Source organism: Rhodanobacter sp. 7MK24, from assembly GCF_014842995.1.
Taxonomy (GTDB): Bacteria; Pseudomonadota; Gammaproteobacteria; order Xanthomonadales; family Rhodanobacteraceae; genus Rhodanobacter_A.
This window is the reverse complement of sequence record NZ_JACYXL010000007.1, coordinates 35316-58995: the sequence shown is the minus strand read 5'-3', so window position 1 is coordinate 58995 and position 23680 is coordinate 35316. Positions and strand designations below refer to the sequence as shown.

Annotated in this window: 19 protein-coding genes; 10 read left to right on the top strand and 9 right to left on the bottom strand. The window is 62.0% G+C overall.

The window, feature by feature from the left end:
- Window positions 1-21 precede the first annotated feature (21 nt).
- The 7 genes from IHE49_RS12395 to IHE49_RS12365 form a co-directional block, all read right to left on the bottom strand.
- Window positions 22-1017 (bottom strand): glycosyltransferase family 2 protein, encoded by a 996-nt coding sequence (locus IHE49_RS12395; protein ID WP_192158328.1) that lies wholly within the window; start codon window positions 1015-1017, stop codon window positions 22-24.
- On the bottom strand, window positions 1014-1397 hold the full coding sequence (locus IHE49_RS12390; protein ID WP_192158326.1) for a GtrA family protein: 384 nt from the start codon (window positions 1395-1397) through the stop codon (window positions 1014-1016). Before IHE49_RS12390 ends, IHE49_RS12395 begins: the two co-directional genes overlap by 4 nt.
- Entirely contained in the window at window positions 1394-4285 is a 2892-nt protein-coding gene (locus IHE49_RS12385) for a hypothetical protein (RefSeq protein WP_192158324.1), read from the bottom strand. The genes IHE49_RS12390 and IHE49_RS12385 overlap by 4 nt, the downstream gene beginning before the upstream one ends.
- Before the next feature lie 93 nt (window positions 4286-4378).
- Entirely contained in the window at window positions 4379-7531 is a 3153-nt protein-coding gene (locus tag IHE49_RS12380) for a glycosyltransferase (protein ID WP_192158322.1), read from the bottom strand.
- Entirely contained in the window at window positions 7528-8946 is a 1419-nt protein-coding gene (locus tag IHE49_RS12375; protein ID WP_192158320.1) for an ABC transporter ATP-binding protein, read from the bottom strand. Before IHE49_RS12375 ends, IHE49_RS12380 begins: the two co-directional genes overlap by 4 nt.
- A complete protein-coding gene (locus IHE49_RS12370; protein ID WP_192158318.1) occupies window positions 8936-9769 on the bottom strand; it encodes an ABC transporter permease in 834 nt (277 codons plus the stop codon). The genes IHE49_RS12375 and IHE49_RS12370 overlap by 11 nt, the downstream gene beginning before the upstream one ends.
- A 37-nt stretch (window positions 9770-9806) precedes the next feature.
- Window positions 9807-10973 carry a PLP-dependent aspartate aminotransferase family protein gene (locus IHE49_RS12365; RefSeq protein WP_192158316.1) on the bottom strand — a complete coding sequence of 389 codons (1167 nt, stop codon included), beginning with the start codon at window positions 10971-10973 and terminating at the stop codon, window positions 9807-9809.
- A 193-nt stretch (window positions 10974-11166) separates the two neighbouring features.
- Here IHE49_RS12365 and rfbB point away from each other — a divergent pair, with 193 nt between their 5' ends.
- The 6 genes from rfbB (at window position 11167) to IHE49_RS12335 (ending at window position 16991) form a co-directional block, all read left to right on the top strand.
- Window positions 11167-12216, top strand: a complete 1050-nt coding sequence (rfbB, locus tag IHE49_RS12360; RefSeq protein ID WP_192158314.1) for a dTDP-glucose 4,6-dehydratase — start codon at window positions 11167-11169, stop codon at window positions 12214-12216.
- Entirely contained in the window at window positions 12213-13109 is an 897-nt protein-coding gene (gene rfbA / locus IHE49_RS12355; RefSeq protein WP_192158312.1) for a glucose-1-phosphate thymidylyltransferase RfbA, read from the top strand. The genes rfbB and rfbA overlap by 4 nt, the downstream gene beginning before the upstream one ends.
- A complete protein-coding gene (gene rfbC / locus IHE49_RS12350) occupies window positions 13106-13663 on the top strand; it encodes a dTDP-4-dehydrorhamnose 3,5-epimerase (RefSeq protein WP_192158310.1) in 558 nt (185 codons plus the stop codon). The genes rfbA and rfbC overlap by 4 nt, the downstream gene beginning before the upstream one ends.
- Window positions 13660-14595 carry a dTDP-4-dehydrorhamnose reductase gene (rfbD, locus tag IHE49_RS12345; protein ID WP_192158308.1) on the top strand — a complete coding sequence of 312 codons (936 nt, stop codon included), beginning with the start codon at window positions 13660-13662 and terminating at the stop codon, window positions 14593-14595. Before rfbC ends, rfbD begins: the two co-directional genes overlap by 4 nt.
- 60 nt (window positions 14596-14655) lie before the next feature.
- Entirely contained in the window at window positions 14656-16068 is a 1413-nt protein-coding gene (locus IHE49_RS12340; protein ID WP_192158306.1) for a mannose-1-phosphate guanylyltransferase/mannose-6-phosphate isomerase, read from the top strand.
- A 239-nt stretch (window positions 16069-16307) separates the two neighbouring features.
- On the top strand, window positions 16308-16991 hold the full coding sequence (locus tag IHE49_RS12335; protein WP_192158304.1) for a methyltransferase domain-containing protein: 684 nt from the start codon (window positions 16308-16310) through the stop codon (window positions 16989-16991).
- A gap of 150 nt (window positions 16992-17141) precedes the next feature.
- On the opposite strand, the gene IHE49_RS12330 is transcribed toward IHE49_RS12335, so the two are convergent.
- Together IHE49_RS12330 and IHE49_RS12325 are read right to left on the bottom strand one after the other, a co-directional pair.
- The gene (locus tag IHE49_RS12330) at window positions 17142-17930 is read right to left on the bottom strand and encodes an SURF1 family protein (protein ID WP_192158302.1); all 789 of its coding nucleotides are present in this window, start codon (window positions 17928-17930) and stop codon (window positions 17142-17144) included.
- A gap of 57 nt (window positions 17931-17987) precedes the next feature.
- On the bottom strand, window positions 17988-19313 hold the full coding sequence (locus IHE49_RS12325; RefSeq protein WP_225578417.1) for an MFS transporter: 1326 nt from the start codon (window positions 19311-19313) through the stop codon (window positions 17988-17990).
- A 237-nt stretch (window positions 19314-19550) separates the two neighbouring features.
- On the opposite strand from IHE49_RS12325, the gene cyoA reads away from it, so the two are divergent.
- From cyoA to cyoD, 4 genes are all read left to right on the top strand, one after another.
- Window positions 19551-20552 (top strand): ubiquinol oxidase subunit II, encoded by a 1002-nt coding sequence (cyoA, locus tag IHE49_RS12320; RefSeq protein ID WP_192158300.1) that lies wholly within the window; start codon window positions 19551-19553, stop codon window positions 20550-20552.
- A 75-nt stretch (window positions 20553-20627) separates the two neighbouring features.
- Complete coding sequence (cyoB, locus tag IHE49_RS12315; RefSeq protein ID WP_225578426.1) at window positions 20628-22616, top strand: cytochrome o ubiquinol oxidase subunit I; 1989 nt, start codon at window positions 20628-20630, stop codon at window positions 22614-22616.
- Complete coding sequence (gene cyoC / locus IHE49_RS12310; RefSeq protein WP_192158296.1) at window positions 22613-23230, top strand: cytochrome o ubiquinol oxidase subunit III; 618 nt, start codon at window positions 22613-22615, stop codon at window positions 23228-23230. The genes cyoB and cyoC overlap by 4 nt, the downstream gene beginning before the upstream one ends.
- A complete protein-coding gene (gene cyoD / locus IHE49_RS12305; protein WP_192158294.1) occupies window positions 23227-23622 on the top strand; it encodes a cytochrome o ubiquinol oxidase subunit IV in 396 nt (131 codons plus the stop codon). Before cyoC ends, cyoD begins: the two co-directional genes overlap by 4 nt.
- Window positions 23623-23680: the final 58 nt, after the last annotated feature.

Here is a 23680-nt window from a genome sequence, read left to right as displayed (position 1 = left end):
ACTGTCATGCGATCGCACCGATTATTCTGATCCATCTCTTCCATCGAGATCAAAATGGATTACATATTTCGGTTCCGACGCAATATCGAAGTTCAGCCAGGACAACAAAAACTGCGTTCCAATAATGAGCGGGAGCGCCGCCAGCATGACGGTACCCGCAGTGGCTGGTGCACGACCGGCAACAGAAGCCCACCAATGCCAGACACCAAACAGCACGCCAAATACAAACATGGGAAACCCCAACGCCAACTCCAGGGAGGCTGCCGAGAATCCCCTGAGGAAATAGCTGTACAACAGTCTCCGGAAAAAATTTCTTAGGTTGCCGCGCATGAAAGGACCAATCATGTGCAATGGCCGCAGACTGGAGGATTCATCGCCATAGCTGGCCTGCATGGGCATGTCCACCACCACGGCCCGCAGTTGGTTCAGGTTGTACAGCATGTCCGATTCAAAAAAATAACGCTTGGCGATCCGCGTCACGTCCAGTTCGGCCAGCACGCGCCGGTGGATTGCCGTGAAACCGTTGGTGGGGTCGAAGAGTTGCCAGTACCCCGAAGAAAGCTTGGTCAGGAACGAAAGCACCGCATTCCCGACCAGACGTATCGCCGGCATGCCGGCCACGTCGGCCACTCGGTGAAAGCGATTCCCTTTGACATAGTCCGCTCTCCCCGCAAGCAACGGCGCCGCAAGCCGGGCGATCAGCTCTGGGGCCATCTGGCCATCGCCGTCCAGCTTCACGACGGCATCTGCTGGCAAGTCGATTGCAGCTAAATAACCGGTCATAACCGCACCACCTACGCCCTGGTTCTCGGCGTGCCGCAACACCCTTACACGCGGATCGCTGCATTGCTGCTCGATCACGTCGCCGCTGCGCTCGGGGCAAGCGTCGTCCACGGCAATGATCCAGCCCACCTCGGGACCGATCCTTTCAATCACGCCGAGCACGTGCGCCGCCACCCGATAGCATGGAATCACGACGGCGATGCGCTGGTTCGACGTGGCAGCACTTGTGCTCATCGATACACCCAATAGCGTGAAATGAAGAACGTCAACATGGCCAGCATTCCTTCGACAATGGGCTTAGCCAGCCATGCCATCTTCAGGCCCAGATAATCGGCCACGATTGTCACCAGATATGTGCTTAGAAAAGTCACCACCAGCCACGAAGTGGCGAACTTGGCAAAATGCCTGTGCCCAAGCTTGGAAGACCTGTCTGCTCCGAACGTGATCCTTCCATTTGCCCAGAACCCCAGCAAGGCACCTGCGACACGCCCCGCAACATTGGCTTCCGGTGGCGCAACGCCTAGAGCCGTCAGCATCACGAACACCGCCCAGTCGGCAACAACCAGACAAACGCCCACAAGAAGGAAACTGATTCCTTGGCGCGCGATGCTCATGGATCAATCCGCGTTACTTCAGGAGCCCGGTTCAGCCATTTTGCCAGCTTGATGCGCCTGCGGTTGATGCTGCCTCGCAGACCCGACGCCTTGGCGTACCCCGATTGAGCGTTCAACAATCGCAACCCTGTGCCCTCGTCCTCGGAAGTCACCGCGCTTACTTCCAGTGATGTCACGCGATGCCGGGCCCTGGCATCGAACGACGCACGCGCCACCCCGTCCCGGCCGCAATACATCCATGCATATTGTGAGTCCGGCGCGTCGCCTTGCACTGCCATCTTCCAGCCTACCGTTATCGGAGTCGGTGAATAATGGCAGCCCAATTCCAGCGTGGCATGGACGATGCCAGCGACAGATGGAGCCGCGGACGTCCCGAAATCGACAGCCACCCCTTGCGCAGGCTCGCGCCGCACCGGCAATCCGGCATGCATGACGCCCTTTCCTGTCCAGGGATCGACCCAGGCGGCCAGGACGGACCGAAGCTTTTCCCGCATTCGAAGCGCAAGATCGCGCTGCCGCCCGAGATCGCGGCGTGCGTCCAAGTCAGCGGAGATCAGGGACAGTTTCATGTCCGGCGCCTTGGCAGGTTGGGCAATCAACTTAAAGGCGGCAACGGTCTGCGGAATTGCGACGTCCAGCGTTGCATGTGCAGTACGGTCCGGCAGGCAATTCACCCATTCGGAATACGACCACGGTTCGGCGCCCTCCCTGGCAATAGTCCAGGACAAGGCCACCGGTTCACCGCTATGCGTGCAGCCAAGAACCACTCTGGCCTTCGCAAGCACTGCCTGTGTCGGCATGGCGGCAACATCGAAGTTCAGATTTATGGTGCCGGAGGGACTTGGCAGGAGGCTGCCGGATATGGCGCGCCTTACTTCCCATAGCTGCAGATCGCCCGACTGGAGTACCAGTTCACCTCGAGCTGCCACCAATTCGGAAACAAGGGCTGTCGATACGTGGCCCGATTGCAGCACCAGCAAGTTTGCTCCGGTTTCATCGAGCAAGCGTGCCCACGCACTCCCAGAGGAATCCTTGTCCGCCTGTTGTGCCTTGGCATTCAGTTCACCGTCGTACCAATCGATTACATACGCCTTACCCGCAAAACCTGCGGCATATGGTGCATTGGCGGCGGCAATCAGCACACGTGCATGTGGTCCGTAACGTTGGTTGACGACGTCGATCAAGCGATCAACCGGGGCATAACTCTCCATGAAGTCCTGCCGAGGTTCCTTCAGGAACTGCCCGAGCTCGCCCCCCATGAGCTGCCAAGCCCCGGCCGAAATGAAAGCCACGTTGGTCACGACGAGTGCAACCAACACACCAGCGATCCACGGCAGGCTACGTGATTCATGAGCAAGCGCCGGCAGGCCACAAAGCATGGCAGGGATCATCAACACCAGCGCCTGATGCGCATAGCGCAGATATTGGAGTTGAGTCAACGGCAGCAGAAAGGATCCAAGGGCCACCAAAGCAAGTGGTCTGGCTCGACGATCTAACAGGGCCACGAGCAAGCTGCCACCTAATGCAACAAGGGTGAAACCGGCCGTACCGTCGCCGCCCTCAATATAACGCGAGGTGTGAAATACCAGGTTCCAAACAATGTCCCAATGAAAACCCGAGTCCCAATGACCGTCATGGAAATTTATGGGCGCGTAATAGGGCGAATGGAATATGCCATTGAAAACCGGCAATACCGGGTTTCCAGTCGTTATCCAGCCATAGGTGTAACTAGATCCTGCGACCAGCAACAAAAGTAGCAATGCCACTGGCAGGAATCGCCAAGGCAAGCGTGTGCGCCAGCGACAAAGCAACCACAAGCCCAGCGGTCCTGCAACCATCAAGTTGCTGACCTTCAGGGCCAGGAGCAGGCCAAACAACAAAGAGAACGCCAGCAGTTGGCGACGACCGGGCCCCGGCGAGCGTTGGATCAGCAGGGCAATACCGGCTGTCAATGCTGCGGTTGGTCCTTCCGTCTGCATGCCCGTCACGGCGCCTGCGGTCAGAGGCAAGCTGGCATACAGGGCCACGGCAAGGCAACGCAGCCATGGTGGCAAGTCGAGAGCCTCACACAGGTGCCAGATGAGAACCAAACCAGTGAGCAGCCAGAATGCGTCAAGGATGGCGCGTGATTCCTGCCCGGCTACCAGCCAAGCCACGCCCTGCAACACATCCGACGCCCAGGCAGTTACCGCCCATACCTGGGAAGCCGCGTCCATCTTGTAGTAGCCAAGGCTGACCAACTGCGAAGGCAGTGCCAGATGTCCGGCCAAGTCGTCGAAATGCACGGTGGGCATCCACGCGCAGATCGTGGCGATGCCCATGGCTGTGACCGCCAGCCACATGCCTGCAGGAGCCGAGGCGACCGCCGCACGCCATGCTTGCGGGATCGGCCTCAGTACCTCGCCGACAACCCGCCAACGCACAAGGACCATTGCAATCAGCACGACGAAGTAAGCCGCGCGCCTATGCACCGGAAAAGGCAAAAGCCAGCCCGCCACCCCGACAATCAGCGCCAGCCCCGCCAGGATCGACAACGTGCCTCGCGCCGCCCAATCCGCTGGAATGAGCAAGCTGCCAAGAGCCACGCTCGCCAGCGCAAGCAGAGCCACGGCAGCGAAAGAAGCGAGGCCCGCGAAGTAGATAAGCGCCAACAGCCAGATGAGACCGGCGGACGTAGCCATCGACAAACCCGTCGGGCGCTTCATCACCCATGCCGCCAGGGTAACTGCGAGCCCCAGCTTGACCAGTAACGTCGCCGGTGCCCACGGCACGCTACTCCACATGCCATTGACTGCAATGCCAACAACGGTCAGCGCGCAGCCAACCCAGAGCAGGAGCGATGGCATCTCACGCCATCGGGTTGCCCGCTTCCCCACCAGACCGATCATTGGTCACTCCCCAGAACATCCCAACCCGAAGGGTCAGGCATCAGAATCCAGCCATATGCCATGCAACCGCGCCCATGAAGCACTGCGACGGACCTAGGTTTGCCGATATTTGTGCGGCTCCCACGGCCCCCACTTGGCTTCATAGATCGCCTTGTTCTGTTCGAACATAGCCTGCCGCTTCTCCTGCTTGATCTGGCTGAACGAAGCCGAGAGGTGGTGGTGGATGAACACGTCATCGGCGCAAGCGATGCTCCAGCCCGCATGCTGCACGCGGCGACAGTAGTCATCGTCCTCGAACATGCCGATGCCAAAGGCCTCGTCCAATTCACCCACAGCTTCATACACGCGACGAGGCATCATCACGCAGAAGAACGCAGCGGTGCGCAACGGTGTCAGTTGCCCCGCGTGGCGCGCGGTGTAATCTGCCGCAGCATGCAGCATGCTTTCCATGTTGTCGTAGCTGATCTCGACGCGCGCTTCGTTGCCGATGTTGTTGGTCACCGGACCGACCATGCCGAGCCCCTCCGTGCGACGCAGGTGCGAAACTAGCGTGGCAATCCAGCCGGGCGTCACGTGCGTATCGTTATTGAGCAGTACCAGGTAATCGCCATCTGCCGTCGACAGGCCCTGGTTGTTCGCAGCGGCGAAACCGCGGTTGTCTGGGTTGAGGATCAGGCGCCGATCTCTGCCAGCGGCGGCCCATGCCGTGAGATAGTCGGGCGTGCCGTCGCTGGAGGCGTTGTCGACCACAACTATCTCAAGATTGGTGTAGTCGCTGTATTGCTCCAGGCTGCGCAGACAGACCTTGGTAAGGTCAAGGTTGTTGTAAGTGACAACGACAACACTGACCCGGGACTCGGGCAGCGCATCGACACCCTGAATGAGGTCATGCACGCGATGCGCCCAAGTCTGTTCGGCGGCAAAGCGTTGGCGCCGTGCGATCCTGTCTGGATCGGGTATAACCCGCAAGGCTTCGTCCACAGCAACAAGAAACGCGGCATGACCGTCGCCCGTACGCACCAGATCGCCGAACTGGCGGATCTCTGGCAGCGCGATCGACACCACTTCCTTGCCCGCACTCAAGTACTCGTAGACCTTCACAGGGTTGGTGGCGAGAGTCAGCGGTATCACCTGGAACGGCAGCAGGCATACGTCGAAGCCGTGCAGATAGTACGGTAGCTCCGCATAAGGCACCTCGCCGGTGAACTCAACGTTGGCCAGATGCCGCAGCCGCTGCTGCGCGCCAGTGGTGTCGGCGCCGATCAGCAGCACCAGACAATCGGCGTGGCGCTGCGCCACCTTCTCCAACAAGTCGAGATCGAACCATTCGGCGATCGCGCCGTAATAGCCGATCACCTTGCGTCCCTGTTTGTCGCGGAATACCTGGTTGGGCCGGATGGCGAAATGGTCGTACTGGCAAGCATTACGTATCGTCAGGCAATGCGGGTTGTACTTGCCTGCTTCCTCGTACAACCAGTCCGAAGTGACCACCAGCAGGTCGGCCTTGCGCATCAGCTCGTTCTCACGCTCCAGCACCTCTGGACTGTTGTCGGCGAAGCCGCCGTGATGGTCCATGCAATCGTAGGCAAGCCGCTCGTTCGGCAGGATGCGAGCCGCCTCCAGCCAGTATGGGTGTTGCACTAGCGAAAGACACGCACGGCTCCGTGTCCACGACAGCAACTGACCAACGCCAGCACACAGCTGTTGCTGCACGACGGGCGTGGGTACCGCGTGGTAAATCGCCGGACAACCTTTCAGATGCAGCCGGATGCGGAACAGCCTTCCCTCGTCATCGAGCGGCTCGACCGCAAAGCCAGGTTCGTCGTGATCGATGAAGTCGTTGGAGACGTAGAACACACGATGGCCCGCATGAGCCAACTCACGCGACAGGTGCTGCGGTCGCTGAATGCGGAAGTGCCAGTCAATCACGGCCCATACAAACACATCGCGGCGATCGTTCGACGGTGTCGCCAGCCATGCGGTAGGTTGCACCGGCAGTCCGGCGAAGACTGAAGACTCATTTGGCGCCACCTTCGACTGGAAGCCTCGCGCGCGTTTCAACTGCCGCCGCAGCTGATCACGGTCGGCATCGCCCAGGCGGCCACCGCCACGCAATACACGCAAAGCGAAGCGTAGGAAGCGTGTCCAGCGCCAGGAACGGCTGGCCTTGATCAGATCCAGTTCGTCGCGCACCTGCTCCAGCACGCGAATGCGAGCATTGCGCTTGGCGAGCTCGCCACGGGCATCGACCAGTTCCTGCTTGACGCGCGCCACTTCCTTGCGAGCTGCACCGCTTTCACTGAGCAGACGCTCCGCTTCAGCGCGGTAGGCCTTCACACCTTGCTCGGCTTTGGCCAGCCGATCCAGATTGGATCTGGGCTGCAGCTCAGCCATCAACGGCCGCGCGAACTCGAAGCGCACCATCAATGCATCCAGGCTCGCCTCGAAATCGGCCCAGCTACCTCGCTGTTCCATCACGGCCAAGCCACTCGCATATCCATTCAGAATGGAATCGCGCCAGACTTCCGGGAGCAGTGCTTCTGTCGTCGTCGAATTCTGATGCCGCAGGTCGTGTCGCAAACAGGCATCTGCCTCATCCGCACAGCGAGCTGAAGACACCGGCCAGACCAGACCAAGGTCGTCCGCGATCCGGACCATGCAGGCGCGCCAGTCGCCCAACACGGCGTTGTAGTCGGTAATGCAGCGAGTGGCGTACCTCGATGCCTTCACCGGCTCAACGAGATGTCGCAACCAAATCAAGGTAGCAGTGGCGGCAGACAAGTCGTTGCGCCGAATCAACGAGCCAGCCACTTCACCTGGATGACGCATAGCGAAGATCAGCTTCGGCTCGATATCCAGTCGTGCCAGCGTCTCCAGCCACATAGGCAGCAGGCGACAGAGACGAGGATCCTTCACCGCCCAGATCGGCATGTCCCCAAACTCGGATACGATGATCGCCGCCAACTCATCCATCAAGCCCGCCGCCCGCACCTGTTCAAGCCAGTCCGCATGCAACTCACGCGGATCGTCCCAACTGGAGTCGAGCACAACCAACACGCGCTCATGGAACTCCACCACCTTACGGTTCTCCCAGAAGCCGGCCTCGTTGTCGAAGGCGGCCTCTAGCAAATCGGAGCCCAGCGTTATCCCATGCAGGTTGATCAGCCGCGTCAGCGCAGAGGTGCCACTGCGATGCATGCCGATGACCAGCAGAGCCTGTCGAGGCCCGCGTTGCTCCTTGGTCATACCTGCACCTTGCAGAAATCCATCACCGCAGCCTCCGCCGTCACGCAGAAATCGACGAAGCCGGTGGCAAGACGCTCCGGCTGCGGCATCACGCGGAACATCGCTGCATCGATCAGGCGATCGACGTACGTCTCCTCCTCTCCGATCCGCGCCAGCACACCCGCGTTGAGAAAGTAGGTACCCGATTCCAACAGACATCGGAAACGAAAGCGCGCCTCGATGGTCTGCCCGTGCTCCACCAGCGGGACTGAATCCTCGAGCAGGCTGGTAACACCACCGCCCAGCTCCAATCCGGTCAAGGTCTTGATCAGCATCCCGCACCGCACCGAGGCCGCCGACTCCGAAAACTCCACGTGGTACACGTAAACGTAGTCGTCACCGGCATGCAACACGTTGACCTTGCGTCCTTGCGGCGTCTCGATGTGCGGCACGGCAATCCGAGCACCACGCGTGTCATAGCGCATTGTGCTTTTCGGCACGAGTCCTTCATCGAACCAGCCCCGCGCGTCTGCCCCTTCCCCGCCAACCGGCGAGCTTCCCTCGATCGCCACCGAAGCCACCAGACGGACATCCTCGCGATCGGCCTCGGACATCTCCGGCATCTCGACGGGCTGCTGCACATCCTCGCGTTCGGCGCGGATCGCTTCGCGTACGGCATCGGCACGATCCGCTGGCACGTACAGCATCTTGTGGTATCGCGACACCACGAACTTGGGTGAACCGCTCGAAAGCAACTCACCCCGATCCAGCAACACCGCGCGGTCGCACAACTGTGTGACGATGCCTGCCGAATGGGAAACGAACAATACGGTTGCACCCTCGTCTCGGATGCGGTTGATGCGTGCGAAGCACTTGCGCTGGAACGCCTCGTCGCCCACCGACAAAGCTTCATCAACCACCAGGATGTCCGGCGTCACGTTGATCGCCACGGCAAACGCCAGGCGCACATACATGCCGCTCGAATAGCACTTGACCGGCTGATCCATGAACTCGCCGATATCCGCGAATGCGGCGATCTCGTCGAAACGCTGCTCAACCTGCTGCCGCGTAAGTCCAAGCACGGTGCCATACAGCAACACGTTCTCGCGCCCGGTGAATTCGGGATTGAATCCGGCCCCCAGTTCCAGTAAGGCGGCAATGCGTCCACTGACCTGCACTTTGCCGGCGGACGGCTCCAACGTGCCGCAGATGATCTGCAGCAAGGTGGATTTGCCCGAGCCGTTGCGCCCGACGATACCCAGGGTCTCTCCCTTGCCGATCGTGAGATCGATGTCCTTCAACGCGCGGAACTCACGGTACCAACGTTGCTTGGCCGAGCGCGGAGAAAACATCTGATAAAGCCGATGCATCGGCTTGTCGTAGACGGGAAATGATTTGCTGAGCCGCTCGACGTGAATGGCAGCTTCAGATGACATCGGCGAACCCCCGTCGGGTAAGACGAAATACCGAGTACCCCAGATAAAGCACGACCAAGGCGCACAACGTGTAAATGCCCAATCCGATCCAGTCGGGATAGTGTCCCCACAACGCCACTTCGCGCGCCTGGTCGATGATGAAACTCAACGGATTCATGAATAGCAACCAGCGGTATTGCGGCGGCAGCGCCGTGATCGGAAACATCGCCGTGGACAGAAACAGCATGGCGGTCGCCAGCACACCGGTAATCTGGCTGATGTCGCGCAGATAAACCCCCAGAGCTGCCAGCAACCAGGACACGCCCAAGGTCAGCAATACCAGCGGCAACATCACCACCGGGAGCAGGACGGTTGTCCACGCCATCGTATGGTCAAGCACCAAGTGCAGCACCAGGAACACCAGAAAATTCATGAAAGTATGAAAGAGCGCCGACATAACCATCGGCCACGGCAGAATTTCCAGCGGGAAAATCACCCGCTTGACGAAATTGGCGTTGCCAGTAATCAAGTGCGGCGATCGGTTGAGGCATTCTGCGAAGAAACCGTGCACGATCAGGCCGATGAACAGGATGATCGAATAGTGGGCATGGCCGCTATCCGTTTGCGGCCAGCGCGACTTCATCACGAAGCCGAAAGCGAACGAATAGACCATCAGCATCAGGAACGGGCTAATCAACGACCACAGCAAACCAAAACTGGCACCACGGTAACGACCCAGCACATCGCGCTTGGCCAACTCCAACGTCAGCGACCGGTGAGCAACGAGTGCATTGAATGGCCCGGATGCGGATCGGCCTGACACGGCAGCAGCGGGAAGATTCAATTCGGTAACCTCATTCCCTTGTTTGGGACGCCCGCGGTCAAGCAAGCGCCGCCGTCAATTCTTCGCGCAGATCGCGAATATCCTCCACGCCGACGCTGAGTCGCACCAGCCCGTCACTGATACCCAGCCGCTTGCGGTTGGCCGGCGGCACCGAGGCATGGGTCATGATGGCCGGATGCTCGATCAGGCTTTCCACGCCGCCGAGCGACTCGGCCAGTGCGAACAGCTCGCAGCGCTCCAGCATGCGGCGCGCCTTTTTCAGGCCACCCTTTACCTCGATGGTGACGATGCCGCCGAAGCCCTGCATCTGACGCTTCGCCAGCGACCGTTGCGGGTGGCTCTTCAGGCCCGGGTAGATCACCCGCTCCACCGCAGGATGCTTCTCCAGCCAACCGGCCAGCTCCAACGCGCTCGCACAATGTGCCTGCATGCGCAGGTGCAGCGTCTTCAGACCGCGCATGGCCAGGAAGGCATCGAACGGGCCAGCGACCGCACCCACCGAGTTCTGCAGGAAACCCATCTGCTCAGCCAGTTCCCTGTTGTTGGCCACCACGATGCCACCCACCATGTCGGAATGGCCATTCAGGTACTTGGTGGCCGAGTGCAGCACCAGGTCTGCGCCGTATTCCAGCGGACGCTGCACCATCGGCGAACAGAACGTGTTGTCGACCACCAGAATCAAACCATGCTTCTTCGCGAAAGCCGCGACCTTGGCCAGGTCGACCAGCTTCAGCATCGGGTTGGTAGGAGTCTCCGCCCAGATCATCCGCGTGTTCGGCTTCAACGCCGCTTTCAACGCAGACATGTCGTTCAGATCGACGAAACTGAAATCCAGTCCCGCCGAACGCCGACGCACCCGCTCGAACAAGCGATAGCTGCCGCCATATAGGTCGTCCATCGCGATCACGTGACTGCCGGAATCCAGCAGATCCAGCGTGGTGGCCGCTGCCGCCAGGCCCGAGGCAAACGCGAAACCGGCTACGCCACCTTCCAGGTCCGCAACGCAACGCTCATAAGCCATGCGCGTAGGATTTTGCGTGCGCGAATACTCGTACCCTTTGTGCTTGCCGGGACTCTCCTGCACGTAGGTGGAGGTTGCGTAGATCGGCGTCATGATCGCGCCGGTCGAGGGATCGGGATGCTGGCCCGCGTGGATCGCGCGCGTTCCGAGTCCGTGGCTGGCGACAGGCGTCTTCTTGGACATGACAAGCAACCGTGCTGAGCGACAACTGCCTGTAACCGGCTGCCGCGTGAAAGGATCGTGCATTGTACCTGCGTGACTGACATTTGCCTTAACCAAGCCCGGCATTCGGCTCGAGTACCGCACGCCGGCGTATATGAGTCGCAGGGAGAGCATGCAAAAATGAGGCTTTGTCGCCACGTGGATCACCGCACTCATGCAAACCCTCCTCGTCACTGGCGGCGCCGGCTTCATTGGCGCGAACTTCGTACTGCAAGCGGTGACCGATGGTCTACGCATCGTCAACCTGGACAAGCTCACGTACGCCGGCAACTTGGACACCCTGAAAGCGCTTGAGGGCAACGGGCGCCACTTGTTCGTGCAAGGCGACATCGGCGACCGTGCCCTGGTGGCAAAGCTGCTTGCCGAACACAAGCCCGACGCCATCGTGAACTTTGCCGCCGAATCCCACGTGGACCGCTCCATCGACGGCCCCGCCGAATTCGTCCAGACCAACGTGGTGGGCACACTGGGCCTGCTGGAATGCGCCCGCGACTGCTGGCGCGGCCTGGAAGGCGCTGCACGCGAAAACTTCCGCTTCCTGCACGTCTCCACCGACGAGGTGTACGGCTCGCTGGGCGAAACCGGCATGTTCACCGAAACCACGCCGTACGCGCCGAATTCGCCCTACTCCGCATCGAAGGCTGCCTCGGACCATCTGGTGCGCGCCTTCCACCACACTTACGGCCTGCCCACGCTCACGACCAATTGCTCGAACAACTACGGGCCGTACCAGTTTCCCGAGAAGCTCATCCCGCTGGTGACCGCCAAGGCCTTGGCCGGCGAGCCGCTGCCGGTATACGGCGACGGCCTCAACATCCGCGACTGGCTGTTCGTCGGCGACCACTGCAGCGCTATCCGGCGTGTGCTGGAAGCCGGCCGCCTCGGCGAGACCTACAACGTGGGCGGCAACGCCGAACGCACCAACATCACGGTGGTGAAGACGATCTGCGCCCTGCTCGACCAGCACCGCCCCCTGGCGGACGGCCGCACCCGCGAGTCGTTGATCACCTACGTGAAGGACCGCCCCGGCCACGACCGCCGCTATGCCATCGACTCCTCCAAGCTGCAGCGCGAGCTGGGCTGGAGACCTTCGGAGACTTTCGAAAGCGGCATCGCCACCACGGTGGACTGGTACCTCGCAAACCAGCCATGGGTGCAACGCGTGCTGGACGGCAGCTATCGCATGGAGAGGCTGGGCGCATGAGTACGAAAAACACGCGCAAGGGCATCATCCTCGCCGGTGGTTCCGGCACTCGCCTGCATCCGATCACCCGCGCGGTAAGCAAACAGCTGCTGCCGGTGTACGACAAGCCGATGATCTACTATCCGCTGGCCACGCTGATGCTGGCCGGCATCCGCGAGATCCTGGTGATCAACACCCCGCACGAGCAGGCGATGTTCCAGCGCCTGCTCGGCGATGGTTCGCAGTGGGGCCTGGACATCCGCTATGCCGCACAGCCTTCGCCTGACGGACTGGCGCAGGCATTTACCATAGGCCGCGACTTCATCGCCGGCCAGCCCAGCTGCCTGGTGCTGGGCGACAACATCTTTTATGGGCACGGCTTCACCGAACGCCTGAAGCGCGCCGCGACCCGCGAGCACGGGGCCACCGTATTCGGCTACTGGGTGAAGGATGCGGAGCGCTACGGCGTAGCCGAGTTCGACACCAGCGGCAAGGTAATCGGGCTGGAAGAAAAACCTGCGAAGCCCAAGTCGCACTACGCCGTCACCGGCCTGTATTTCTACGACGCCCGCGTCTGCGACTATGCCGCATCGCTGAAACCATCGCCGCGCGGCGAACTGGAAATCACCGACCTCAACCGCTGCTACCTCGACGACGGCTCGCTGCATCTGGAGCAGCTCGGCCGAGGCTTCGCGTGGCTGGATACCGGCACGCACGAATCGCTGATGGAGGCCGGCAACTACATCGAGACGATCGAGAACCGCCAAGGCCTCAAGGTCTGCTGCCCCGAGGAAATCGCCTACCTCAACGGCTGGATCGACGCTGCACAACTGCTGGAGCTGGCCGCCCCCCTGGCCAAGACCGGCTACGGCCAGTATCTGCAACAAGTCGCAAAGGAGGGCGTGGCCCGATGAAGGTAATCGAGACGCGCCTGCCCGGTGCCATAGTGATCGAACCGCAGGTATTCGGCGACGCCCGCGGCTTCTTCTACGAGAGCTACAACGAGGCCAAGTACCGCGAAGCCGGCATCGATCGCCGCTTCGTGCAATCCAACGTGTCGCGCTCCGCTCGCGGCGTGTTGCGCGGCCTGCACTACCAGTGGCCGAACCCGCAAGGCAAGCTGGTCAGCGTGCTGGAAGGCGAGGTGTACGACGTGGCAGTGGACATCCGTCACGGCTCGCCTACCTTCGGCCAGTGGGTTGGCGCGATGTTGACTGCGGAGAACCACCGCCACTTCTGGATACCGGAGGGCTTCGCGCACGGCTTCTGCGTACTTTCGGAGTTCGCCACCTTTGCCTACCAGTGCACGGCGCAGTACGACGCCAAGGCTGACGCCGGCGTCCGCTGGAACGATGCGGCCATCGGCATCGACTGGCCGATCAGCGAACCACTGCTGTCCGACAAGGACAGCAAGGCACCACTGCTGGCCGACGTGGCCGTCGAGCGACTGCCGACATACATGGCATGAAGACCCTGCTGCTCGGCGCCAACGGCCAGCTCGGCCGCAGCCTCATCGAGGACGGCGGCCTCGCCGCGCGCGGTGAACTGGTCGCAGCCAGTCGCGACGGTCGGTGCTACGACAACCTCCTTATCGAAACCGCCGATCTTTCCGCGCCTGACAGTCTGTCCGCCCTGCTCAACCGCGTGCGCCCCGACGTGATCGTCAACGCCGCCGCTTACACGGCCGTGGATCGCGCCGAGCAGGAAGAAGCGCTGGCCACCCGCGTCAATGGCGAAGCAGTCGGCGTACTTGGACGGTGGGCTGCCGCACGCGGCACACTGGTGATCCATTACTCCACCGACTACGTGTTCGACGGCACAGCCACCGCACCCTATCCTGTCGATGCACCCACCGCTCCGCTCGGCGCCTACGGCCGCAGCAAGCTGGCGGGCGAGCGGGCGCTGCGCGACAGTGGCGCAACGCATTTCATCTTCCGTACTGCATGGGTGTACGCGCCGCACGGCCACAATTTTCTGCGCACCATGTTGCGCGTGGGCGCCGAGCGCGACGAGCTGCGCGTGGTGGCCGATCAGTTGGGCGCACCTACCAGCACCGCGCTGATCATGGCCGGCACACTGGCCGCACTGGATGCGTGGCAAACCGCGGACACCGGGCAACGTCGCGCCCTTGTCGGCACGCACCATCTCGTCGCCAGTGGCCATACCAGCTGGCATGGCTTCGCTGGCGCGATTTTCGCCGGCGCCGTGGAACGTGGCCTGATCGCGCGTGCCCCGCACGTGGCCGCCATCGATACCTCCGACTATCCCACGCCAGCGCAACGACCTGCCTGGTCGGTGCTGGACAACGCCGGGTTTCAACGGAGCTTCGGCTATGCTCTCGGCGATTGGCAAACCGGCTTGAACGACGTGCTGGATGCGCTTTCGCGCCAGCGCGCCTGAGACATCCAGCAACCGGGCCGCGATGCCGCAGGCAAACGCACACTTACAGGCTGAAGCACCATGCTCATTCCCCTGATCCTCAGCGGCGGCAGCGGCACCCGCCTGTGGCCCGTCTCGCGCAGGAACCTGCCCAAGCAGTTCCTGTCCCTGGCCGGCCACGGCACGCTGTTCCAGCAAACCGTCGCACGCACGCGTGCCTTGCCGGAGGTTGCGGCACCCATCGTGGTAGCCAGCGAAGATCATCGCTTCCTCGCGGCCGAGCAGTTGCTGGAGGCGGGCGTCGAAGGTGCCTCCATCGTGCTGGAGCCATTGGCGCGCAATACCGCGCCGGCCATTGCGCTGGGTGCACTGGAAGCGCTCAAGCGCGACCCCGAGGCGCTGCTGCTGGTGCTGCCGGCGGACCACCTGATCGGCGATACCGACACGTTCACCAACGCGGTGGCACAGGCACTCCCGCTGGCGAAACAGGGCTGGCTGGCCACCTTCGGCATCCGCCCCGACCGCGCCGAAACCGGCTTCGGCTACATCCGCCGCGGCGAGGCGCTGGAAGCAGGCTCGTTCCGTGTCGAGCGCTTCGTGGAGAAGCCCGACCTCGCCACCGCCGAAGGCTATCTCGCCGATGGTGGCTACGACTGGAACTCCGGCATGTTCCTGTTCCGTGCCGATCGCTACCTGGAGGAACTCGGCCAGCACGCACCGGCGATGCTGGCCGCCGTGCGTGCCGCGCATGCCGCCGCGCAGGGTGACCTCGACTTCGTGCGCGTGGACAAGGATGCCTTCGGCAAGGTGCCGGAGGATTCCATCGACTACGCCGTGATGGAAAAGACCACGCGCGCCGCGGTGGTCCCCGTCTCCTGCGGCTGGAGCGACATCGGCTCATGGTCGGCGCTGTGGCTGGCCGGCGAACGCGACGCCGACGGCAACCTGCGCGAAGGCGATACGTTGACCGTGGACACGCGCAACTCGCTGCTGCGCTCGCACGGCCGTCACCTCGTCGCCACCGTGGGCGTGGAGGATCTGGTCGTGGTCACCACGCCGGACGCCACCCTCGTTGCGCATCGGGACGCAGCGCAGGAAGTGAAGAAGATCGTCGACCAGCTCAAGGCCAGTGGGCGCAGCGAGCATTCGTTCCACCGCGTCGTGCATCGCCCGTGGGGCAGCTACGACTCGCTGGAGGCAGGCGAACGCTTCCAGGTGAAGCGCATCGTGGTGAAGCCCGGCGCAAGCCTCAGCCTGCAGATGCACCACCACCGTGCCGAGCACTGGATCGTGGTCTCCGGCACCGCCGAAGTCACCTGCGGCGACAAGGTGTTCCTGCTCGGCGAGAACCAGAGCACTTATATCCCGCTGGGCAGCACGCACCGCCTGCGCAATCCGGGCAAGGTGCCGGTCGAGTTGATCGAAGTGCAGTCCGGCAGCTATCTTGGCGAAGACGACATCGTGCGCTACGACGACGTGTATGGAAGAGCCTGAAGTAATTCCATGCGGGCCCGACCAATGCGCTGACGGAATCTTCATGCATAGGCCACAGTCACGCGATCAGCATGACTTGAGGTCACAAAGGAGGAACATTGAACACGGCAGCAGCACGTCACCGGCCCGATGAGCCAATTACTTTCTACTGCAACATATGCGATGAGCAAAACGAGGCAGTTCTAAGCGAACTAACGCGCGAAGCTTCGACGTGCAAGAAATGCGGATCCACTGTCCGGATGCGCTCCATCATCCAGATCCTCACAACCGAGTTGTTCGAACGCAGCCTGAGCATCTCGCAAATCAGCCCTCCACGACCGGACATTCTCGGCATCGGCATGAGCTGCTGGGATGGCTATGCCATTCCGCTGGCCCATCGGCTGGCTTACAAAAACACCTATTACCACCAAGCGCCGCACCTCGACATCACCAATATAGAGTCTTCCATGGAAGGGACACTGGATTTCATCCTTTCCACTGATGTCTTCGAACATGTCGAACCGCCGGTTTCGCGCGCCTTCGAAAATGCGAGAAAGCTCCTCAAGCCCGGCGGAGTCTTTGTTTTCTCCGTCCCGTTCACCCATCCGGGCGAGGACATGGTTCCAACGCAGGAGCACTTCCCCGATCTGAACGACTATTCCATAGAGAAAACGCCCACGGGTTATCAACTGAAGAATACGACCCGCAGCGGGGACGTGCAGTATTTCAACGACCTTGTCTTCCATGGCGGCCCTGGAAGCACGTTGGAAATGCGGGTTTTTTCGGAATCGTCAATGCTGCATGAACTAGCAAAAGCAGGCTTCGACGACATCACCATCTATAGCGGATCCGACCTGCGCCATGGCATCTACTGGCCACACAAATGGTCGGTGCCGCTCTCCGCACGAGCCGGCCGCAAAACAAAAATGGCTCCTGACCTCTAGCCGTGTTCGCGACCGCGGGCGTCATTACGGTGACGATTTGATCCATCCACCGGTGACCACTGTTCCGCCGCAAAGGCTCTTTGCAGAGTCCCGCGAAGAGATCGGCGCACGACTACCAACCCAGCACATCAGAAGACGCGGTGGTGCCTGTCAATCGGAGCGTTCAAACCGTCGATGGCGCCGCAGGCGGTATTCGTCGCGCGCCACGTAGCCAGCCGTACCCAGCACCATCAGCGCCAGGACGTACCAAGTGATCAGATAGTTGAGATGATGGTTCGGGAAATGGACCACCGTCATGCCACCGCGCGGCCACGCAGATGAGGCTGTCCCCGATATCGCGTCGGCGTCCACGAAGTATGGGGCGACATCCTGCAGGCCGCGCGCCTTGGCGATCGCCGCTACGTCGCGGGCATACCACGTATCACTGACAGCATCGTTGTGACGAAACAGGCCGGGAGGCTCGCTGATCCGCAGCAACCCGGTCACCGTGATTTCGCCATCCGGCGCAGATGGGCAATTACCCTTGAAGTCGCACCAGCCCTCCGGCGCGAAGCCGCGGTTCACCAGCACGATGCTGCCGTCGTCGCGACGCAGCGGCGTGAGTATCCAGTAGCCGCTGCCAGCTTCGGTGGCTGTCCATACCCGCGTCTGGCGCCCAGCAATCCACGTGCCACTGAGTTGCACATGGCGGTATTCGGCGTTGGCCGCGGTGATGCCGGCCCAATCCTCTGGCCCCGGCGCAGGCACTGGCGAAGCATGCACACGCTCGTTGGTGCGCGCGATCAGCGCCGTCTTCCAAGCCAGCCGCTGCACCTGCCAGGTACCAAGCGCCACGAAGCCGGAAAACAACACGATACCCAGCAGCGCCAGCAAGGCCAGCGCCAGCGGGCCGCGCACGTTTCGCTCGCTACCGTCGAAAGAAGTCGGGGTGTCAGACATGGCGCGCCATGATCGCCTGCCGCACGGTACGCGGCAGGCGAAGGACAAATTTGCCCATCAGTCGTTGGGCAAGCCGGATTGGCGGCTGAACCACAGAGCCGCCAGCGTGCCCACGGCCCCCGTCAGCAGGTACAGACCCACATAGGGCACGCCGGCATAGATGGCGAGCGACAGCGCCACCAGCGGCGCGAAACCCGCACCGATCAGCCAGCCAAAGTCCGAGGTGATCATGGCGCCGGAGTAGCGGAATTCCGGAGGGAAGTTCGCGCTCACCGCGCCGGCCGCCTGCGCGTGAGTGAAGCCGAGCAAGGCATAACCGACGATGACGAACAGGTAGCTGTTCACCACGCCGCCCGAAAGCAGCAGTGCAGTCCAGCCGCTGTACACCGCGATCAGCACGCCGCCCACACCCAGCGTGGTGCGGCGGCCGAAGCGGTTCGCCACCTTGCCGGAGATGATCATGCAAGGCATGGCCACGAAGGCGCCGACCACCTGCACCAGCAGGAAGCTGGTCACCGATTGCTGCGTATAGAGCAGCGCCCACGACAGCGCGAAGATGGTCACCAAGTGGAACAGCGCATAGCTCGCCAGCGGGGCAAAAGTACCCAGGCCGACATTGCGGCCTTGCTCGCGCATCAGCTGGCGCATCGACGTGGGCTCGAGGTCGCGTTCCTTGAGCTGCTCGGCGTAACGCGGCGCAACCACCATGCGCAGGCTGGCGAACAACGAGACGATGTTGATGGCGAACGCGGCGAAGAACGGATAGCGCCAGCCCCACTCGATGAACTCCTGCGGCGTGAGGGCGGCCCAGATATAGGCGAACAGGGCCGCGGCGAGGATGAAGCCGATCGGGTCGGCCAGCTGCGGCAGCATGGCGTACCAGCCGCGCTTGTCCTTCGGCGCCTTGAGCGCCGCCAGCGACGCCAGGCCGTTCCAGCTTCCGCCCAGCGCAAAACCCTGCACAAAACGCAGCACCGATAGCGCCGCGATGGCGGCCCAGCCCAGCGTGGAGTAACCGGGAAGGAAGGCCGTGCCGGCCGTGGCCATACCAAGCAGGAACAACGCGATGGTCAGCTTGGCAGCGATGCCGAACTGGCGCTGCAGCACCACGAAGAACATGGAGCCCAGCGGGCGGGCGACGAAGGCCAACGCGAACAGCACGAACGAATAGAACACGCCGTCCATGTGGCTGGCGAAGGGGAAGAACACTTCCGGGAAAGCCAGCACGCAGCCCAGGCCGAACACGAACAGGTCGAAGGACTGGCAGATGCGACCAATCACCACACCGATGGCAAGGTCGCCCGAGGTGAGCTGGTCATGGGGATTCGCGCCGTGCGCTAGGGAAGCCGGTTGGCCGGCCGACTGGACGTTGCTGATTGACATGGGGATTCCGTGGAAAAGCGCGTGCAACGGGGATTGTCGAACAAAACCGATGTCGGCGTGACGGAACGCGATCGGCCGGCTCCATGCGGCCATCCAAATCCCTTCGCGGCACCGAATCACACCTGGACGAACCCGTCCAGCCGGGGAAACTCGACGACATACGGAGTATTATAGGCGCTCCCTGCGGGAGCAGTGTAAGCAGCTCCCCGTCGTCTCCCTACATAGATACATGTGTCCATGACAGTGAAACGCCTCCGCGGCTTGCTGCTGCTCCCCCTCGTGCTGCTTTCGGGCTGTCACTTCGCGTTGCTCGATCCTTCCGGCGACGTCGCCCGCCAGCAAAGCGACATCATGATCGTCACCACGCTCATCACCCTGCTGATCGTGGTGCCGGTGCTGGTCGCCATCGGCATCATCGGCTGGCGTTACCGCGCATCCAACAAGCAGGCTCATTACGACGCCCACTGGGACCATTCGCCCAGCCTGGAACTGCTGGTATGGGCCGCGCCGCTGGTCATCATCATCGCCGTGGGAGCCATCAGCTGGATCGGGACCCACCAAGTCGATCCCTATCGCCCGCTCACCCGCGTAGCACCGAACCAGCCCGTGGCAGTGGGCGTCAAGCCGCTGGAAGTGGATGTGGTATCGCTGCGCTGGAAGTGGCTGTTCTTCTATCCGCAGTACGGCATCGCCACGGTGAACCAGCTGGCGGCGCCGGTAGACCGGCCGATCCAGTTCAAGCTCACCTCGGACGAAATGATGGATGCGTTCTCCGTCCCGGAGCTGGCGGGCATGATCTACACGATGCCCGGCATGCAGACGATGCTGCACGCCGTCATCAACAAGCCGGGCCAGTACCAGGGTTTCTCGGCCAACTACAGCGGTGAAGGCTTCACCGACATGCGCTTCACCTTCGAAGGCATGAGCCAGCAGGACTTCGACAGCTGGATCGCCAAAGCCCGCGCCGGAGGCGGTTCGCTCGACCTGCCGGCCTATGAGCAGTTGCGCCAGCCGGAGCGCAATGCAGCGGCGCGCTCCTTCGCCAGTTTCGAGCCCGACCTGTTCACGCGCATCCTCGATCGCTGCATCGATGCCAGCCAGACCTGCATGAGCCCGGCGATGTCTGCCGATGCCCATGCCGGCGGCGCCATGCAGGACATGCCGGGCATGCACGACGACAACACGACGCCTGCCGATGCCGCCAAGCCTGCCGAAACGCAGGCTGCCGAGACGCACTGATCTGCGCACACTGATCTGTTTTCTGGGATCCAAACCATGCTTGAACCCACATCACCCCCTGCCGCCAGGAGCTTCCTGTTCGGCCGACTCACGCTCGACTCGCTGCCGTTCCTGAAGCCCGACCTCGAAGGCCACATCGTCCTCGTCACCTTCCTGGCGGTCATCTGCGGCGGTCTCGCCGTGCTCGGCCTCATCACCTACAAGCGCCTGTGGGGCTACCTGTGGCGCGAGTGGTTCACCAGCGTGGACCACAAGAAGCTGGGCATCATGTACATGATCCTCGGCACGGTGATGCTGCTGCGCGGCTTCGCTGACGCCGTCATGATGCGTGCGCAGCAGGCGATCGCCTTCGGCCCGAACATGGGCTACCTGCCGCCCGAGCACTACGACCAGATCTTCACGGCGCACGGCTCGATCATGATCTTCTTCGTGGCGATGGCCTACATCGTCGGGTTGATCAACTACGTAATGCCGCTGCAGATCGGTTCGCGCGACGTGGCCTTCCCGTTCCTCAACAACCTGAGCTTCTGGTTCACGTTCTGGGGTGCGATCACCTTCATGGTGTCGCTGTTCGTGGGCGACTTCTCCACCGCCGGCTGGCTGGGCTACCCGCCCGTCTCCGAGCTGCAGCAGGGTCCCGGCGTCGACTACTACATCTGGGGCCTGCAGCTGTCCGGCGTGGGCACACTGCTCAGCGGCGTCAACTTCGTGGTCACCATCATCAAGATGCGCGCGCCCGGCATGACGATGATGAAGATGCCGGTGTTCACCTGGACCTCGCTGTGCACCAGCGGCCTGATCATCGCCACCTTCCCGGTGCTCACCGCCACCCTGTTCCTGCTCTCGCTGGACCGCTACGTCGGCACGCACTTCTTCACCAGCGATTTCGGCGGCAACGTGATGATGTACATCAACCTCATCTGGGTGTGGGGCCACCCGGAGGTGTACATCCTGATCCTGCCGATCTTCGGCATCTACTCGGAGATCGTGCCGACCTTCTCGGGCAAGCCGCTGTTCGGCTACTCGTCGATGGTGTACGCCACCTGCGCGATCATGATCCTGTCGTATCTGGTGTGGCTGCACCACTTCTTCACGATGGGCTCGGGCGCGGACGTCAATTCGTTCTTCTCGCTGACCACGATGATCATCTCCATCCCGACGGGTGTGAAGATCTTCAACTGGTTGTTCACCATGTACCGCGGCCGCGTGCACTTCACCGTGCCGATGCTGTGGACGATGGGCTTCCTGTTCACCTTCACCATCGGCGGCATGACCGGCGTGATGTTGTCGGTGGCACCGGCGGATTTCCTGCTGCACAACAGCCTGTTCCTGATTGCGCACTTCCACAACGTGATCATCGGCGGCGTGGTGTTCGGCGTGTTCGCGGGCGTCAATTACTGGTTCCCCAAGGCGTTCGGCTTCAAGCTCGACGAGTTCTGGGGCAAGGCCAGCTTCTGGTTCTGGCAGATCGGTTTCTGGCTGGCGTTCGGCCCGCTGTACATCATGGGCTTCATGGGCGTGACCCGTCGCCTGAGTCACTTCGACAATCCCGCGCTGCAGCCGTACTTCATCGTTGCCGGCATCGGCGCCGCGCTGATCGCGCTCGGCATCGGCAGTTTCATCGTGCAGATCGGCATCAGCATCCTGCGCCGCAAGCAGTACGCCGTGGGCGGGGACCCGTGGGATGGCCGCACGCTGGAATGGGCCACCTCGTCGCCGCCGCCGGACTACAACTTCGCGTTCGTCCCGAACGTGCACGAGCGCGACGCCTGGATGGACATGAAGAAGCACGGCTACCAGCGCCCGCTGGAAGGCTTCAACGACATCCACATGCCGAAGAACACCGCCTCGGGCGTGGTCATCGGCGTGCTGTCCTTCGCCTGCTGCTTCGGCCTGATCTGGTACATCTGGTGGCTGGCTGCGGCGTCCTTCGTCGGCGTCATCGTCGCGAGCATCGTGCACACCTTCAATTACCACCGCGACTACCACATCCCCAAGGCTGAGGTGAACGCGTTCGAACACAGCGGCAACTGGCAGGACGCGGCCCAGGGAGCAAACGCATGAGCAGCACGGCTGTCGATACCGCGCAATCGCGATTCCTTTGCCTGAAGGAACAGCACGCGCACAACGGAACCCTGCTCGGGTTCTGGATCTACCTGATGAGCGACTGCTTCATCTTCGCGTCGCTGTTCGCCTGCTATGCCGTGCTGGGTACCAGCACGGCTGGTGGCCCGACGGCGGCGGATGTGCTCGACCTGCACGGCCTGGCGATCAACACCGCCTTGCTGCTGATCTCGTCGGTGACCTTCGGCTTCGCCATGCTGGAGATGGTGCGCAAGCGCAAGGGCGCAGTGATGCTGTGGCTGGCCGTGTCCGGCCTGCTGGCGGCGGGCTTCGTGACGCTGGAGCTCCGCGAGTTCGCCAGCATGATCGCCGATGGCGCGGGTCCCGGCCGCAGCGCCTTCCTGTCCTCGTTCTTCACCCTGGTAGGCACGCACGGCCTGCACGTGTCCGTCGGCATCCTGTGGCTGATCGTGCTGATGGTGCAATTGGGCAAGTTCGGCTTCAACGAAGCCAATATCCGGCGCATGCAGTGCCTGAGCATGTTCTGGCACTTCCTCGACCTGGTGTGGGTCGGCGTCTTCAGCTTCGTCTACCTGGCAGGTGTGCTGCGATGAGCCATTCCAATTCCCACGACCATGCAGTGCATGGCCACGAGCACAGCCACGACGAGCACGCGAACCACGGCAGCCTGCGCAGCTACCTGACCGGCTTCGTGCTGGCGGTGATCCTCACCGTCATCCCGTTCTGGCTGGTGATGGGCCACGTATTCCAGAGCCACTGGGTGACCATCACCCTCGTGCTGCTGCTGGCCATCGTGCAGATCCTCGTGCACGTGGTCTACTTCCTGCACCTCGACACACACTCGGAAGGCGGCTGGAACATGCTGTCCTTTGTCTTCACCATCGTACTGGTGGTGATCGTGCTGGGCGCATCCATCTGGGTCATGTACAACGAAAACACCAACATGATGCCGATGTCGCCGCAGTACCAGCACAACGGGGAGTGATCCTTGCGGTCGTCCTTGATCGCGAAGATCAAACAGACAGCCATCCACTCTTCGAGAA

What these genes read in the sequence shown, in the direction of transcription:
- IHE49_RS12395 (WP_192158328.1), bottom strand. Translation starts at nt 1,017, where the DNA reads ATGAGCACAAGTGCTGCCACGTCGAACCAGCGCATCGCCGTCGTGATT.
- IHE49_RS12390 (WP_192158326.1), bottom strand. Translation starts at nt 1,397, where the DNA reads ATGAGCATCGCGCGCCAAGGAATCAGTTTCCTTCTTGTGGGCGTTTGT.
- IHE49_RS12385 (WP_192158324.1), bottom strand. Translation starts at nt 4,285, where the DNA reads ATGATCGGTCTGGTGGGGAAGCGGGCAACCCGATGGCGTGAGATGCCA.
- IHE49_RS12380 (WP_192158322.1), bottom strand. Translation starts at nt 7,531, where the DNA reads ATGACCAAGGAGCAACGCGGGCCTCGACAGGCTCTGCTGGTCATCGGC.
- IHE49_RS12375 (WP_192158320.1), bottom strand. Translation starts at nt 8,946, where the DNA reads ATGTCATCTGAAGCTGCCATTCACGTCGAGCGGCTCAGCAAATCATTT.
- IHE49_RS12365 (WP_192158316.1), bottom strand. Translation starts at nt 10,973, where the DNA reads ATGTCCAAGAAGACGCCTGTCGCCAGCCACGGACTCGGAACGCGCGCG.
- rfbB (WP_192158314.1), top strand. Translation starts at nt 11,167, where the DNA reads ATGCAAACCCTCCTCGTCACTGGCGGCGCCGGCTTCATTGGCGCGAAC.
- rfbA (WP_192158312.1), top strand. Translation starts at nt 12,213, where the DNA reads ATGAGTACGAAAAACACGCGCAAGGGCATCATCCTCGCCGGTGGTTCC.
- rfbC (WP_192158310.1), top strand. Translation starts at nt 13,106, where the DNA reads ATGAAGGTAATCGAGACGCGCCTGCCCGGTGCCATAGTGATCGAACCG.
- rfbD (WP_192158308.1), top strand. Translation starts at nt 13,660, where the DNA reads ATGAAGACCCTGCTGCTCGGCGCCAACGGCCAGCTCGGCCGCAGCCTC.
- IHE49_RS12340 (WP_192158306.1), top strand. Translation starts at nt 14,656, where the DNA reads ATGCTCATTCCCCTGATCCTCAGCGGCGGCAGCGGCACCCGCCTGTGG.
- IHE49_RS12335 (WP_192158304.1), top strand. Translation starts at nt 16,308, where the DNA reads ATGCGCTCCATCATCCAGATCCTCACAACCGAGTTGTTCGAACGCAGC.
- IHE49_RS12330 (WP_192158302.1), bottom strand. Translation starts at nt 17,930, where the DNA reads ATGTCTGACACCCCGACTTCTTTCGACGGTAGCGAGCGAAACGTGCGC.
- IHE49_RS12325 (WP_225578417.1), bottom strand. Translation starts at nt 19,313, where the DNA reads ATGTCAATCAGCAACGTCCAGTCGGCCGGCCAACCGGCTTCCCTAGCG.
- cyoA (WP_192158300.1), top strand. Translation starts at nt 19,551, where the DNA reads ATGACAGTGAAACGCCTCCGCGGCTTGCTGCTGCTCCCCCTCGTGCTG.
- cyoC (WP_192158296.1), top strand. Translation starts at nt 22,613, where the DNA reads ATGAGCAGCACGGCTGTCGATACCGCGCAATCGCGATTCCTTTGCCTG.
- cyoD (WP_192158294.1), top strand. Translation starts at nt 23,227, where the DNA reads ATGAGCCATTCCAATTCCCACGACCATGCAGTGCATGGCCACGAGCAC.